This is a genomic window from Parabacteroides sp. KHUB-03 (assembly GCF_056640975.1).
Window position 1 is genome coordinate 2,102,094 of record NZ_CM153257.1, and the last position, 14,817, is coordinate 2,116,910.

A 14,817-nucleotide genomic window follows, 5' to 3' on the forward strand; every position below is an offset into this window, starting at 1 on the left:
TTTTCTCTTCTTTCATTTCACCACCCAATCCGGATTATGGACTACGGTATTAGGTGTTTTATAGTACAAATCCTTTTCCTGTGGTATCTGTATTTTATATGTTGCGCCTCCTGTTATAAGTTTACGGTCGCGCAACCAGGGATTAAAGCGTTTTAAGTCGGCATAAGTAATACCGTGCTCTTTAGCAAAAACAGACAAATCGGGAATATCCGAAGATACAACAACTTCCGTACACTCAAAAGGTTTATACAAGTCTCGGGCACGAAGCACAAATCCATATTTGTACGGATTCTCAAATATCTGCTTTATAGCCATAATACGATACACATAACGGGTAGTTTCTTCCACTAACCAAAGATCAAAAGTGTTATCGGCATCTTGTTTTTGCAATTCTCCCGAAATACGTCCCATACCGGCATTATATGATGAAGCCACAACAGCCCAATCTCCATATTTATTATATGCCGCTTTCAAATAGCGACAAGCAGCCTGAGTTGATTTCTCCACATTACAACGTTCGTCAACCGTAGGAGTAACCGAACAACCATATTGTTTAGCCGTCCCTTCCAATAACTGCCACATTCCAACGGCTCTTGCCGGGGAAGTTACGCGAGGATCGAGAAAGCTTTCTATCACGGCCAGATATTTAAAGTCGTCAGGGATATTATTTGCTTTCAAAATGGGTTCGATAATCGGGAAATAACGGTTTGCCCGCTTTATAAGCAACATTGTATTGGCATGAAAATAAGTGAAACTACTTAATTCCCTGTCAAACCCTTCCCGCATATTATACCGGGTAATATCGATCATTTTACCACAGAAAGGCACTGTATTAGGAATTTCCGGAGAAACAGTCATCGACGAAACAACAGGACGTTGCTCCATTTCCTTTTCCGAATCATTTGAACCTAAAGACAAACACGCTGTCAGGCAAATTAAGCTTCCAGCACAAAAGCTAATAACACTATTCTTAGTCATGAATCTGATCATCTATTGTTTTGGGGCGAAGAAGATTAATATCTCCGCTCTTTTTATATTTCTTACCATCCGAACCGGTTGCTTCTATCACATAGAAATAAACGCCGGGCGGAACATATTTTCCCCCTTTTTTACCATCCCATCCTTGCGAAGGATCAGTCCAATGGAACATTTGAGACCCCCAGCGGTTGAAGATAGTTCCGCTAAAACGGACTAATGATTTATAAACGACCTTAAATTCGTCGTTTATTCCGGGAGTTGTCCCCGGCGAAAATGCATTAGGTATATCAAGGAAAGATTCTGAAATTGATAATTGAATCTCTTCCATATCCGAACAAACACCCGTTCGGTCACTTACTTCCAGACGGGCTGTAAACTCTCCTGCCTGCTGGAATGTATATTCTATTTCTTCTCCCGGATAACGGATAATAGGTTCGATCTCTTCATCTTCCGAATTTCCATCCTGAGGAGTTTTATAAATAGTCCACACATAAATAGCCGCTACCGGATCATTCGCACGGGCAGTAAAACGGATAGTGACCGGTGCCGAAAATCCGTCCCCTGTAGTCGACATATTTAACGATTCGTCTGCAACAAAAGAGGAGTCAGCATACATTTCAATAGCAACAGCCGGATATTCTCCCGTACTTATAGACTTTTCAACATTAAAGTATTTGGCAAACTGGTCGCCTTTCAATAAAAAATCCGTATCACACAATGGAGCCGGCAAAGAAACAGAGAAAGGATCTGAAGTTGCCACCTTCTTCTCTATACGAGAAAACACTTTCAAATCTTTCGAATACTCCATCGTATTATAAACAATTTCAAATTCGCGCTTTACTTCACTCTCCATTCCCGAAGGAGTACGATACGACAATTTATCCATTTCTGCCGTTCCTGTCAAACGCACTGCAGAGCAAGGGTTCCCTTTATCCGACACATATAAGCCGGATATGTTAAAAGCATGCTTACCATAATCGATAATCCACACATAACGTTGCTGTATAATGGCGGATTCACCCACAAAATAACCATAGCCATCTTCTACATTCCGAATTATGGAAGTAGTGCCGTTCTGAATACACGGAATTTTTTCTGCGTCCTGCATCCGGGTCTTATACCGGTACCATTGATGGGAAGTTGATGATGACGTGTAACTTATCTCTGTATTATTTACTCCATAAACCATATATACCTGCAAACGGTTCTTTGTATCATCTTCCGCAAGCATAGGTGCTCCTTTTCCGCCAGTCACGCGATATTGGGCGTACGCAGCCAGAACAGCAAATAGTAAATAAATAATTACACCTGACTTCCTTAAAATTCCTTTTAACATATAGACTTCTTCTTAATCTCTGATATTGACACTTAAACAAGGCTCATATCAGGGGCTACAAAGATAGGGATTTTTAGAAACATTTATCCTATAAGTTAATAAACGATGTGTATGTTAGTGAAGAAATGTCCCCCTTTTATTTTACTTTAATTTGGGTAGGCATCTGTTCTTAAAAAGATTAGCGACCTGAATAACACAGATGTAGTTCGCAATTAGCAGAAGGTAGGAAAACCAATTTTACAATATTACAAGATATTTCGTTAGTATTTTATACGGACATACATTATCTTTGTAGCAAATATTCTAAACAGCAAATGAATAAGATCAGCGTATACGTAGTAACACTTTTTTTCAGCTTCATCAGTGTATCTCTTTATTCACAGAGTAATCACAAAAAAGCTTCGACCATTTACGAACAAAGCGACGACATATTTTATCACACTATTGAACAAGGACAAACAGTATATGCCATTGCCACGATGTATGGCGTAAGTGTAGATGATATTTACCGTCTGAATCCGGAAAGTAAAGAAGGTATCAAAGCCGGTGCCGTATTAAAAATACCCCAAAAAGACACAGCCTCTTCTTCCGATAAAAATCTTGCCGGCAACTATACATATCATACAATACAACCAAAAGAAACACTATATTCCCTATCTGTAAAATATGCTGTACCGGCAGAAAACATTATACAGGCAAACCCAGGATTGTCTGCATCAACCTTTAACATTGGTAAAATTATCCGTATCCCGGCAACAAAAATAGAAGCCTTGCCTACTACAGAAAAGAAAACTGTAACCAAAGAAATTGAGTACACAATCGAGAAAAAAGAAACAATGTACCGCATATGCAGGAAATTCAATATTTCCAGTAATGAATTAATCAAATATAATCCCAAATTAAAAAACGGAATAAAGGCCGGCATGGTTATCAAAATACCTGTACAATCCGAAGAAACAGTAACAGAGATGGCTGTTGCCCCAAAAGAGCATGATGTAAATGCCTTATTATCTACACCGAAAGACATTAAACGGGTAGATATGATAAAGATAGCATTGCTGCTCCCATTTATGACTAATGAATCCGTAGCTTCCGCCGCAACTTCCCGTTTTATTGAATACTATGAAGGCTTACTGCTAGCAGTAGACAGTATGCGCAATATGGGATGCAATATCGAATTGTCTGTGTATGACACTGGCAACGGAACTAAAAAATTAAATGAAATACTCAAGGAAGATGCTCTCAGAGATGCTAATTTGATCATTGGCGCCGTACAGAACGAACAAATTACTCCCGTAGCAAACTTCGCTCAAAAGCACAATATTAAATATATCATTCCTTTTACATCCAAAAACGATGACGTCTTGTCAAATGCATCCGTATTCCAGGTAAATACTCCTCATTCTTATTTGTATTCAAAAGCATCGCAAGCCGGATGCGATCTTTTTGCGGATTACAACATTATATTATTGGATATAAAAGACAAAGAAGAAAAAACTGATTTCATCAAAGCTTTTAAAGCGGAAATGAAAGGCCGCCAAATAAAATACAAGGAATTACCATATCATGCCGAAACATTCCAAACAGACATAGAACAATTGATGAGTAAAGATAAACGTAACGTAGTCATTCCGACTTCCGGATCTTTAGACGCGCTCAACAAAATAAAATCACCGTTACGGATGTTGGCCGAATCAACACCGGAATATGGTATAACCCTGTTCGGTTACCCCGAATGGCAAACCTATACACGTGAATGCCTGGAAGATTTTTATGCCCTCAATACGTATATCTATAGCAACTTCTACGCTGACAATCTGGCAGCCAACGTACAGAACTTTTATACCTCATATAAAACATGGTACAGCAAAAACCTTATTAATACTTTCCCTAAATACGGTATTTTAGGCTTTGACACCGGTATGTATTTTATAAGCGCTATTCATAAATACGGTGCCAATTTTGAAAACAATCTGGATAAGATTAAGTACGCCAGCATACAAACAGGATTTGATTTCCACCGCGTTAATAACTGGGGAGGATTCATCAATACAAACCTCTTCATTGTCCATTATAATAATGATTACACGGTAACACGGACTGAATTAAGATGATCAAGAAAATATTCACATTAGCCGCTTTGTTTTGGGTTAGTTACAATACGATCCACGCACAAGATAAATTCAAACAGGAACTGGCCATAGGTGCTAATTTCGGGACAACCTTTTCATCTGTTTCCTTCTACCCTAAAGTAAAAACCGGCATGTTAATGGGATATACCGGCGGTTTAACTGTACGATGGAATACAGAAGCATACGTAGGATTACAAGGCGAAGTCAATTTCACGCAGCAGGGTTGGAAAGAGAGTTTCAAGGACGAACCTCAATACGAGTACAGCCGCACTATCAACTACATCGAAATACCCTTCCTGACTCATATTTATTTCGGAAGCAAACGTTTCAAGGTATTTGTTAACCTTGGCCCTAAAATAGGTTATGCATTAAGCGAAAGTACAAAAGAAAACCTGAATGGTGCAGAACCTAATATTACAAACGAACAACACACTATGCCTATCGACAAAAAATTCGACTGGGGTTTATGTGGAGGGCCAGGACTTGAATTGCGCACAGGAATCGGTTATTTCTTACTTGAAGGACGTTACTATTATGCCTTAGGTGATATTTATAATAGTCGTAAAGCCGATTTCTTTTCTAAATCTTCCGGACAAATTATATCAGTAAAACTAACCTATCTGCTACCGGTTATCAAATAAAAGTCAGAACTTTCCCTAATAATTCAAATGATCAAAAAGACATGTCTTTTGTAAATAAAAAGTCCCGTCTTAACACTTTAAACGAGTTGAGTGTAAGGCGGGACTTAGTATATCTATATCTTTTTTCTTATCTCAGTCTATCCAATGAACGAACCAACGTTTCGTCTGCTCCGATATTACGGATAGCCAAATAGTCCAAAATCAGATTAATTAAAGGAAATGCCAATGCTATCTTAACAGCAAATACCATATCTTCCTCTCCCACTTGATTTTTTACATTCCATACAAAAAAGGCAAACAAGGCATAAAAACCGACCATCAAAAGAGCGTTAAATATACACAAACGTATTTGCAGCATTCTTTTTCTAAACAAAAATATAGTAATCAGTGCTATTAAAGCAATAATTGCAGTCAACGCAAAAAGCCCCCACGTCGGATAAATCAGTTCAGACGGAACAGCCATTGTATTAACACCCGTAGCATCAAAGGATAATAACATATCTCCTACCTGAAGAACGGCAAGAGGCAAAAACAATGTGGCTATAGTTAATGCCACAATAATAAGCAAATAAACAGTTTGTATTCTCTGCAACATGATATTTAGTCTTTTAAATGGAAAGGCCGACTCTTACCGGGTCAGCCTTTCCGTTGTCTGTAACATCAAATTCTTATTAGAAGTTATTTTTTTCTTTAGCAGGGTTCTTATAATAAACCTTACCTTCTTCATACTCCTGGGCTGCGATCAAAGTCGATTTAGGAAGCTTTTCATAATAACGCGAAATTTCAATCTGTTCTCTGTTTTCAAAAACTTCTTCCAAATTATCGTTGTAAGACGCAAATTCCTGAAGTTTCTTTTCCAGATCCTGTTTCATTTCAACACTAATCTGATTAGCTCGCTTAGAGATAATCATTACTGTTTCGTATACATTACCCGTATCTTCGGACAATTTCATCATGTCGCGGGTTACTGTATTCGCAGGAGCATTTGATTTTCTGTAATCCATATTCGTTTTATTGATTAATTTCATTAATATGCATCTGAAATGCGTTTGCTGGCGTAATCATAGAATTTCTGTACCTGTTTTACATACTTTCCTTCCGGATATTCGTTCATATAATTGTAGTATTCGTCAACAACTTCACGATAACGACCCTGCAACTTCTCTTCTACACTGACTAAAGCCAATTCATACTTTGAACGAATAATAAGATACATAAACTCTTCACGATACTTTGAGTAAGGATAATCTTTCAAAGCATTCTGCGAAGTAATTACGCACGATAAATAATTGTTGCCCAAATAAGTACCCAAATTATAGTACAATCTGGCAGCCAACAATTCCTTATAAGCTAACTTTTCCTGCAGTTCGAACATAATCTTTTGTGCTTCTTCGGCATGTTCGCTCTGAGGATAATACTCTAAATAAAGCTGCAACTGTTCAATGGCCTTATACGTCTGACTCTGGTCCAACCGGGGATCAGGAGAATCCAGATATAAACCATATCCAGAATAATACCGGGCTAATTCAGTATACTCACCTTTCGGATAAGTCGTGTAATAAGTCTGGAAGTATTGTGCAGCCGTTTGATAATCTTTTTGGCCATAATAGCTTTGTGCCAACAAATACAAAGATTCCTCGGCATAAGCAGTTCCCTTAAAGATTGTAACCAGTTCCTCCAACAAAGTAGCAGATTTTGAATATTGCTTCGCATTGAAATACTTCTTTGCGTATGAATATTTGAGTTCATAATCCGTACTTTTCAAAATCTTATTATATTCTCCGCAAGAAGATAATAAGACTGTAATCATCATCAATAGAAATACAACCTTTTTCATTCACATACTTTTAGCGCGCAAAGTTAGTGCTTCCTAGCAAATAAACGAAACGCAAAACGTTAATATTTATAACTTATACAAATCACTGGCTGCAATCAGCTCCAGTTTATTAGCCTTTAGAACCTCTGCACACTTTTCTACATTATCCGGGCGAATAATAACATTTGCCGCATCTCCCTGTGAAAAAGCATACATATATTCAATAAAAATTCCTGCCGATGTAATTATATCCATAGCTTTAGCCAACGCTCCCGGCTGATTAGGGCAGTGTAAGCAAACTACTTCAGCAACACTCACTGCATACAACTTATCACGCAATACTTTAATTGCTTTATCCGTATCTGACACTATTAAACGAAGAATTCCAAAGTCGGAATTTTCAGCAACCGTAAACGCAGACATATTTATACCTGCTTCGCCCAATATCTTAGCAACTTCCGTAAAACGGCCTTTCTTATTCTCCAGAAAGATAGATAATTGTTTAATTAACATAGTACCTTAATTTTTAAAGGGGTTAAACTAACTTACGATTGTCTATCACGTGCTTGGCTTTGCCCATGCTTCGCTCAATGCTACGCGGTTCCACAATCTTAATATCAGGCTGCAAACCGATCACGCTTTGCATGCGGTTGGCAATCTTTTTCTTCAGGGCAATCATTTTATTGATCTCATCCGAATAATATTCCTGGCGCACCTCCACCTGTATCTGGAAAGTATCCGTATTGTTCACACGGTCTACTACAATCAAATAATGCGGTTCGAACTCCGAAAGTTCCAAAATTACGGATTCTACTTGAGATGGGAAAACATTTACGCCACGAATAATCAACATATCGTCACTTCGTCCTAAAATACGGTTCATTCGAACAGCTGTACGACCGCAAGCACATTTTTCATAGATCAGCGATGTAAGGTCTCGCGTACGATAACGTATCATCGGCATACCTTCTTTGGTCAGGGTGGTAAATACCAATTCGCCTACTTCACCCGGTGCTACAGGCTGCAAGGTCTGCGGATCAACTATTTCAGGAAAGAAATGGTCTTCCCATAAATGCGTACCGTTCTGACATTCACACTCGCCCCCTACTCCCGGGCCACATATTTCAGTTAGTCCGTAAATATCATAGGCTTTTATATTCAACTTTTCTTCCAGTTCTTTACGCATATTTTCGGTCCATGGTTCTGCACCAAACACACCTACTCTCAATTTAAATTCTTCCAAAGGAATACCTGATTCGCGGATTGTTTCTGCCAGATAAAGGGCATAAGAGGGTGTACAAGCCAAACCTTTTGCGCCAAAATCGTGCATCAACTGGATTTGTTTTTGCGTATTACCGCTGCTCATCGGAATAACGGTTCCACCTATATTCTCTACTCCGGCATGAGCCCCCAACCCTCCGGTAAACAAACCATAGCCATAGGAAACCTGCACTGCATCATTCTTTGTCAAGCCATAAGCTATCAGGCATCTTGCTACAACTTCAGCCCAAACTGACAAATCTTTACGGGTGTAACCTACCACAATAGGCTTTCCTGTAGTGCCGGAAGAGGCATGCAGACGAACAATCTCAGACATCGGAACTGCCATTAAGCCGAATGGATAGTTATCCCGAAGATCTTGTTTAACTGTAAAAGGGAGCTTGGCTATATCATCAATTGATTGAATATCATTAGGTGTTATTCCCATCTCCTGCATCTTTTTGCGGTAAAAAGGACTATTATGATATACGTGTTCAACAACCCGTTTCAACCGGATACTTTGTAATTTCCGCATCTCTTCGCGGTCCATGCATTCAATTGTTTCGTTCCAAATCATGGTATCAAACTATTTTTTCGTTATAATTTACTACTGTTTATTCAAAAATTAATAGCATAAGCCGGTCGCAAAGTAACAACTTTTTTTACATCCTGCCTCCTAAGCTGGAAATAAATACGATTTAAATTGCTACTTTTGCAGTTGAAATGCCGGTTTTCACGCTTAATAACGACATGAGAAGAAACATCCTTGCTCTTTATCTGATCAAGCTATCCAAATGGTTCAGCCTGGTAATGCCTATAATTGTGTTGTTTTATGAAAAACATGGGCTTGGCTTACAAGATGTCTTTATTCTCAAAAGTGTTTATTCTGTTGCGGCTGTAGCTTTAGAAATACCGTCGGGTTATCTGGCGGATGTCTGGGGAAGACGTAAGTGCCTAATATATGGATGCTTTCTATTTTTCGGAGGTTATTTATGTTATTCTTTCACTTCCACATTCCATGCTTTCCTTATTGCCGAAATATTACTGGGTGTGGGGCAGACATTAGTAAACGGGGCAGACTCCGCTTTGCTATATGACACCACCTTACATTATAAAAAAGAAGAATTATATCTACGCTACGAAGGGCGTATCACCATGATCGGCAACTTTGCGGAAGCAATTGCAGGTATATTCGGAGGTTTACTGGCCGCCTATTCTTTGAGATTTCCATTTTATATACAGGCTGTTATTGCCTTTTCGGGCATTCCGGCCGCTTTGGCATTAAAGGAGTTCAACATAAAAAACAAGATACAAAACCCGGTTTCCGAGATCATACGGATTATAAAATACTCCCTGATAACTAACAGGCCGCTTTGCTATAATATTATGTTCTCCGGCATTATCGGGGCTGCCACTCTCACGATGGCTTGGCTCGTACAACCCCTATTGATGCATTTGGAAACGCCTACATCCTACTACGGTGTTATCTGGACTGTCTTAAACCTCACCGTAGGTTTTGCCGCCTTATATTCAGACCGCGTAGATCGTTATTTCGGGTTAAAAAAAATGGGAATACTGATTCTCAGCGTTATCATCGGAGGTTACGTAGCTCTAGCCTTCAATCTTACATATGCAGGGCTCGCTATCTTGTTTATATTTTATATTTTCAGAGGGTTTGCCACACCTATCCTCAAAGGATATATCAATCAGATGACATTTTCCGAAATGCGAGCCACCGTACTCTCTATCCGCAATTTCATTATCCGTCTGATGTTTGCCGCAATTGCTCCGTTCATCGGTTGGCTAAATGATATCTATTCGCTGCAAATAGCCTTACTGTCTTCTGCTGTTATTTTATTTATTCCGGGAGCAATCTTTCTTGGATTACAGCTAAAGTATACCTCTGCAAAACAACAATAAACAGACAATATATTCTTCAAAAAAAGATACATCTTTTGCAATCCAAAGACATGACTTTCGAATTGCAAAGACATGTGTTTAAGATACAAAAGATATATCTTTTTAATAAACAACAAATCAACTACTTAGCAGACACCGAATAGGGACGGTCTTTCACCGTAACACCACGAGATATATTCGGTTTATTTCCCATCTTATAACGGATTACTCCGCCGTCGGTCAGCTCTTTATATGTAAGCCAGTTGCGTGTAAACGGTTTGCCGTTCAGGCTGGACAACTGGATATAACGGTTGTCCAACGAATTGCCGTCTGCTTCAATTACCAGCTTTTTGCCATTCTCCAAGTGAATCGTCATCTTAGGAAAGACAGGGCTGCCTATCACGTATTGGTCTGTGCCGGGACAAACTGAATACAATCCCATTGCGCTAATCACATACCATGACGAGGTTTGTCCCTGATCTTCGTCACCCGGATAACCGTTAGGGCCCGAACTATAGAGTTTGTTCATCACTTCACGTGCCCAATACTGGCTTTTCCAAGGTTCGCCGGCATAATTATAGAGATAAATCATGTGTTGAATAGGCTGATTTCCATGCGCATACTGTCCCATATTAATCATAGCCATCTCTGCCATTTCATGAATTACGTAGCCATACGTCCCTACCTTAAAAGTATTTGGCTCGGAGAATACGGAGTCTAGCTTCGCCACAAAGTTCTTTTCGCCACCCATCAAATTTATCAAGCCTTGTATGTCATGGAAAACCGACCAATGATAATGCCAAGCGCATCCTTCTGTGTAAGGGCCACCCCATTCTTTCGGATCAAAGTTTGGTGTCCAGTTACCCTTTTTATCACGTCCGCGCATAAAACGGGTGGAAGGTTCATATACATTCTCATAATTATATATCTGCTTTCCGAACAGCTTCGCCATATAATCATTACCCGACAGGCGAGCAATCTGATAGGCGCAAAAGTCATCATAGCAAAACTCCAACGTCTTCGCAACCGATTCGCGATATTCAGGATAAGGCACATAACCCAAAGAAAAATAATCCGCCCAGCCGTCGCGCCCATTGGAAGGTCCGTGAGGTCCTTTATTTGTTGCCTCATGCAGCATGGCTTTCAATGCTTTGTCGGTATCGAATGAGAAACCTTTCACATAAGCATCCGCCAGTAAAGAGGCCGCATGATTACCTACCATACCACAGTTATGTCCCGGAAACGACCAGGTTGGCAACCATCCGCTCTGATCGTAAGCATCCAGCAACGAGTTTACATAACGTCCATGAATCTCGGGGTGCAAAAGCGCATTCAGTGGGAACTGGGCGCGAAACGTATCCCAGAAACCATTGTCGGTATACATATATCCATCGTGCAACTTGCCATCGTAAGTACTGTAGTAGATCGGATTATTATTGGCATCGTATTCGTAGAACTTGCGCGGGAACAACATCGAACGGAAAAAGCAAGAATAGAATGTTGCTTTTTCTTCTTCCGTTCCGCCTTCCACTTCCACCTTACCGAGTTGTTCGTTCCATGCATCGGCAGCCAACTCACGGGCTTCTTCCAAAGATTTTAAACCGGCCAATTCCCGCCTAAAGTTCATCTCTGCCTGATCTATGCTGATAAAAGAGGATATTACTTTTGCTTCCACCACAGCTCCGGACTCAAACTGAACATAGGCTCCAACATGACTGCCGTTAGCATCCTTGCTGTTTTCCGTTTTCTTTCCATCAGCATCTTTCCATGTACCATAGCTCTTAAACGGCTTATTGAAATATAGCACAAAATAATTTGCAAATCCATCCGGACAAGAATGATTGCCATTGCTCGTAAAACCGACAATCTTGTTTTCTTCCGGATACAGACGTACCATATTGCCGCCGCGATGCCCGTCAAGCACCAGATAGGCATCTTTACCCTGCGGATAGGCAAAACGAAAATAAACGCCACGCTCGGTAGGCGACATTTCCGTCGTTTGCCCGTTTTCGAAAGTTACCTTATAATAGTTTGGCTTTGCCACTTCCTTATCATGGCTAAAGCGGGTTGCTCTTCCATATTGATCTACGGCCAAATTACCAACTACCGGCATAATAGAAAAGGCACCATAATCATTTGTCCACGAACTACATTGGTGGGTCTGGCGGAATCCGCGGATAGAATCTTTAAAATGCTGGTAAATCCATCCGTCACCTACCAAACCGGTTTGTGGAGTCCAGAAATTCATACCCCACGGCATAGCCGTTGTCGCATAGGTATTGCCACGTGTAAGTTCAAATTTCGAATTTGTCCCTTGCAAGGTATTTACATATTCCACCCAATCCTTTTCTCCTGCAAAAGCAGAGAGAAAGGCGCTCCCTAAAAAAAGAACGCCTGCTATTTTCTTTATATTCATCATTCTATTACCACTTCAGTGAAACTTTTACACCCTCCGGATTATTTTCAAATCCTAACAGGCAAGTTTTGCTTGTTTCATCCCACTCACATGTAGCTTCTTTTATTTCATTACCTTTTGCATCTGTAAATACAGCCGATTTTGGTGCAGCAGGCAATAACACGCGCATTACATTTGTTGTATTTATGGGACTCTTTGCCACAAATGAATAGCTGCCTTTATCTGCTTTTTCGTCGTAAGCGCGAGCAGCAGCGGCCAATATCTGCGGAGTTTCCGGATTAGCTACGCGTCCTACATTATATATATAGGCTTGTTCGCCGGGATTAACTACCTTTTCAGACAGAACGGGCAACTTCGGATCGAACAAGTCAATTAAAGTACCTTTCAATACATAAGGTTCATTGCTTACGCTCTCGTCCAACACAGATACCAAATCATAGTTTCCTCTTGACAGCGAGAAACTATTCTTAAATTCCAGTGTGCCGGCATTAGCCTTTTCCTCATACAGGTTCTTCACTGTTGCTACAAAGTCAGCATCACTGTTAGCGGCCAGTACAAATTCTTTCGGGTCTTTGCGAATCACGTAAACCGTACCCTTGCCACAAACGTATTCTCCTTCTTTAGCGTCTTTAGCAATACCCATTTCCTGAAACAGATGTTCAGACGGAGTCTTATATTTGTTTTCTCCTGTATTCCACCATTCCTGTACATTCTGGAAAGGATCCGTATCACGCGTACTATATACCAACACACCGCCATTTTTTACCCAGTCGGCAATATGTTCATGAACTTCTTTATCCAGCGGCTTCATATTCGAATATGACATCAACAGCACTTTTGTATCTTTCCATGTTTCCGGATAAGAGACATTTTCAAGGTGCAACAAATGAACCGGAACACCACGCTTAAGGAATGGCAATGCCTGTCCGTAGAAGTTTGATAATTGCGGATCATCATATCCTGCTACAGGTTGCGGAGCACGCTGAAACATCAACGAATTAGCCATCAACACACTGATACCCGACGAGCCACTCACCTTATTATCAGACAGGGGCATATCATTCAAAGAATTAATCATAACCTGCATCTGTGTAGAATAGAAACGTGGGATCAACGCTTTCTCTTCACTATTGGCACTAGTGCGGTAGAGACCTTCATAGATACGATCCGGCCAAGGCATTACCTCATAATTGTTATTGTTCGGATAAAGCAACTTGGCTGTAAAGGTTGCCTGATAGTTCTTCTTATAGTCCGCCCAGTCGCGAGGCCAGTCTTCAATCGGGTCTGTAAGGAAAAACACCTTACGGCCTGTTGGCGCAGTCATAGACTCCATACAGCCATATTCAAGAAACGCTGTTTCAAATACACGTTCTTTTGCTACCCCGTTAAAATAGTTCGGCTCACGTGAAGTGCCGGTCCATACCTGGGCAATATATCCATCCACACAAGGTAAAGAAGCCAGGCTTGCTTCGGGGCTTACAATCTGCCACTGAGAATAATTCACTAAAGAATGGGTAGGGACATAACAACGAACATCCATCCCTTTACTTTTACCATATTCTTTTGCATAGGTAAAACACTCATTCAGGGCACGATAATATAAATGATATTTTAATTTGTTAGATAAATAGGTATTTTCGGCAGATTCATGCTGCGGACGCCAGTCAAAACCATAGTAATCTTTCCATTCGCGCTTGAAAGCATCGCTATATCCGGCACGTGCCCAGAATTCCGGTTCCTCCAGGTAGATAGCATCAATGCCTGCATCTATTACGCGTTTGATGTGTCTTTCCTTCATGTATTCGATAAAGTTCATAGAAGGTACAATATACGGAACCATGTGTCCGTGCCAGATTGTGTCCCCTTTCATAGTTACCTGTCCTTCATCCAGATGCCACTTTCCATCCCATTCTCCAGTAAAATAATCCTGATACTCACCCCAAGCAATACCAGTCATAAAGTGGGTTGTGTAGCCTTTATCACGCCAGCTTTGTACCCGTTCTTCAAATGTCATATTCGCTCTTTTCTCAGAAGGATTCCCTCCTACCCCGTATACAATGGCCACATCGGCACGCGTATCGGTAGTTGGTTTCCAGGGTTGCCCGGTTTGAAAAGCAGTCCTCTCTCTTTTTTCTGTTTGATTTTCCACTGCTTTTTGTCCGGACTGGCAGCCCGAAGCAATGAAAGATAATAAAGCACAACAAGTCAATACTTTTTTTACATTCGTCTTCATAGATTATTATATTTAAGAAAAAAACAAAGGGGCACCTTAATAGTCGTTTTATCACGTTATCTAATTAAGGCGCCCCCAATATATACAAATATCTTACGATTTATTC

Annotated in this window: 12 protein-coding genes; 3 read left to right on the forward strand and 9 right to left on the reverse strand. The window is 40.3% G+C overall.

Annotated elements, in window-relative coordinates:
- Window positions 1–12: 12 nt before the first annotated feature.
- Both ACYIB7_RS09050 and ACYIB7_RS09055 read right to left on the reverse strand, forming a co-directional pair.
- The gene (locus ACYIB7_RS09050) at window positions 13–978 is read right to left on the reverse strand and encodes a lytic transglycosylase domain-containing protein (RefSeq protein WP_394340833.1); all 966 of its coding nucleotides are present in this window, start codon (window positions 976–978) and stop codon (window positions 13–15) included.
- Window positions 971–2,314, reverse strand: a complete 1,344-nt coding sequence (locus ACYIB7_RS09055; protein WP_480336828.1) for a T9SS type B sorting domain-containing protein — start codon at window positions 2,312–2,314, stop codon at window positions 971–973. The genes ACYIB7_RS09050 and ACYIB7_RS09055 overlap by 8 nt, the downstream gene beginning before the upstream one ends.
- Before the next feature lie 314 nt (window positions 2,315–2,628).
- Between ACYIB7_RS09055 and ACYIB7_RS09060 the strand changes: the two genes are divergently transcribed.
- Both ACYIB7_RS09060 and ACYIB7_RS09065 read left to right on the forward strand, forming a co-directional pair.
- A complete protein-coding gene (locus ACYIB7_RS09060) occupies window positions 2,629–4,428 on the forward strand; it encodes a PBP1 and LysM peptidoglycan-binding domain-containing protein (RefSeq protein WP_103982071.1) in 1,800 nt (599 codons plus the stop codon).
- Complete coding sequence (locus ACYIB7_RS09065) at window positions 4,425–5,087, forward strand: porin family protein (protein WP_103982072.1); 663 nt, start codon at window positions 4,425–4,427, stop codon at window positions 5,085–5,087. Before ACYIB7_RS09060 ends, ACYIB7_RS09065 begins: the two co-directional genes overlap by 4 nt.
- Before the next feature lie 127 nt (window positions 5,088–5,214).
- Here ACYIB7_RS09065 and ACYIB7_RS09070 read toward each other — a convergent pair whose 3' ends face one another.
- The 5 genes from ACYIB7_RS09070 to ACYIB7_RS09090 all read right to left on the reverse strand — a co-directional run bounded on the left by ACYIB7_RS09070 (window position 5,215) and on the right by ACYIB7_RS09090 (window position 8,740).
- Window positions 5,215–5,682, reverse strand: coding sequence for a DUF4293 domain-containing protein (locus tag ACYIB7_RS09070; protein WP_103982073.1), 468 nt, complete (start codon window positions 5,680–5,682; stop codon window positions 5,215–5,217).
- Window positions 5,683–5,758: 76 nt separating this feature from the next.
- On the reverse strand, window positions 5,759–6,091 hold the full coding sequence (locus tag ACYIB7_RS09075; RefSeq protein WP_099465522.1) for a DNA-directed RNA polymerase subunit omega: 333 nt from the start codon (window positions 6,089–6,091) through the stop codon (window positions 5,759–5,761).
- A 23-nt stretch (window positions 6,092–6,114) separates the two neighbouring features.
- On the reverse strand, window positions 6,115–6,924 hold the full coding sequence (locus ACYIB7_RS09080) for an outer membrane protein assembly factor BamD (RefSeq protein WP_103982074.1): 810 nt from the start codon (window positions 6,922–6,924) through the stop codon (window positions 6,115–6,117).
- Between the two features lie 66 nt (window positions 6,925–6,990).
- On the reverse strand, window positions 6,991–7,416 hold the full coding sequence (locus ACYIB7_RS09085) for an amino acid-binding protein (RefSeq protein WP_099465435.1): 426 nt from the start codon (window positions 7,414–7,416) through the stop codon (window positions 6,991–6,993).
- Between the two features lie 22 nt (window positions 7,417–7,438).
- Entirely contained in the window at window positions 7,439–8,740 is a 1,302-nt protein-coding gene (locus ACYIB7_RS09090; protein WP_103982075.1) for a phenylacetate--CoA ligase family protein, read from the reverse strand.
- A 173-nt stretch (window positions 8,741–8,913) separates the two neighbouring features.
- Here ACYIB7_RS09090 and ACYIB7_RS09095 point away from each other — a divergent pair, with 173 nt between their 5' ends.
- A complete protein-coding gene (locus ACYIB7_RS09095; protein ID WP_103982308.1) occupies window positions 8,914–10,083 on the forward strand; it encodes an MFS transporter in 1,170 nt (389 codons plus the stop codon).
- A gap of 121 nt (window positions 10,084–10,204) precedes the next feature.
- Here ACYIB7_RS09095 and ACYIB7_RS09100 read toward each other — a convergent pair whose 3' ends face one another.
- Together ACYIB7_RS09100 and ACYIB7_RS09105 are read right to left on the reverse strand one after the other, a co-directional pair.
- The gene (locus ACYIB7_RS09100; RefSeq protein ID WP_480338469.1) at window positions 10,205–12,478 is read right to left on the reverse strand and encodes a GH92 family glycosyl hydrolase; all 2,274 of its coding nucleotides are present in this window, start codon (window positions 12,476–12,478) and stop codon (window positions 10,205–10,207) included.
- Window positions 12,479–12,485: 7 nt separating this feature from the next.
- Window positions 12,486–14,711, reverse strand: coding sequence for a hypothetical protein (locus ACYIB7_RS09105; RefSeq protein ID WP_480336832.1), 2,226 nt, complete (start codon window positions 14,709–14,711; stop codon window positions 12,486–12,488).
- Window positions 14,712–14,817 lie beyond the last annotated feature (106 nt).

What these genes read in the sequence shown, in the direction of transcription:
- ACYIB7_RS09050 (WP_394340833.1), bottom strand. Translation starts at nt 978, where the DNA reads ATGACTAAGAATAGTGTTATTAGCTTTTGTGCTGGAAGCTTAATTTGC.
- ACYIB7_RS09055 (WP_480336828.1), bottom strand. Translation starts at nt 2,314, where the DNA reads ATGTTAAAAGGAATTTTAAGGAAGTCAGGTGTAATTATTTATTTACTA.
- ACYIB7_RS09060 (WP_103982071.1), top strand. Translation starts at nt 2,629, where the DNA reads ATGAATAAGATCAGCGTATACGTAGTAACACTTTTTTTCAGCTTCATC.
- ACYIB7_RS09065 (WP_103982072.1), top strand. Translation starts at nt 4,425, where the DNA reads ATGATCAAGAAAATATTCACATTAGCCGCTTTGTTTTGGGTTAGTTAC.
- ACYIB7_RS09070 (WP_103982073.1), bottom strand. Translation starts at nt 5,682, where the DNA reads ATGTTGCAGAGAATACAAACTGTTTATTTGCTTATTATTGTGGCATTA.
- ACYIB7_RS09075 (WP_099465522.1), bottom strand. Translation starts at nt 6,091, where the DNA reads ATGGATTACAGAAAATCAAATGCTCCTGCGAATACAGTAACCCGCGAC.
- ACYIB7_RS09080 (WP_103982074.1), bottom strand. Translation starts at nt 6,924, where the DNA reads ATGAAAAAGGTTGTATTTCTATTGATGATGATTACAGTCTTATTATCT.
- ACYIB7_RS09085 (WP_099465435.1), bottom strand. Translation starts at nt 7,416, where the DNA reads ATGTTAATTAAACAATTATCTATCTTTCTGGAGAATAAGAAAGGCCGT.
- ACYIB7_RS09090 (WP_103982075.1), bottom strand. Translation starts at nt 8,740, where the DNA reads ATGATTTGGAACGAAACAATTGAATGCATGGACCGCGAAGAGATGCGG.
- ACYIB7_RS09095 (WP_103982308.1), top strand. Translation starts at nt 8,914, where the DNA reads ATGAGAAGAAACATCCTTGCTCTTTATCTGATCAAGCTATCCAAATGG.
- ACYIB7_RS09100 (WP_480338469.1), bottom strand. Translation starts at nt 12,478, where the DNA reads ATGAATATAAAGAAAATAGCAGGCGTTCTTTTTTTAGGGAGCGCCTTT.
- ACYIB7_RS09105 (WP_480336832.1), bottom strand. Translation starts at nt 14,711, where the DNA reads ATGAAGACGAATGTAAAAAAAGTATTGACTTGTTGTGCTTTATTATCT.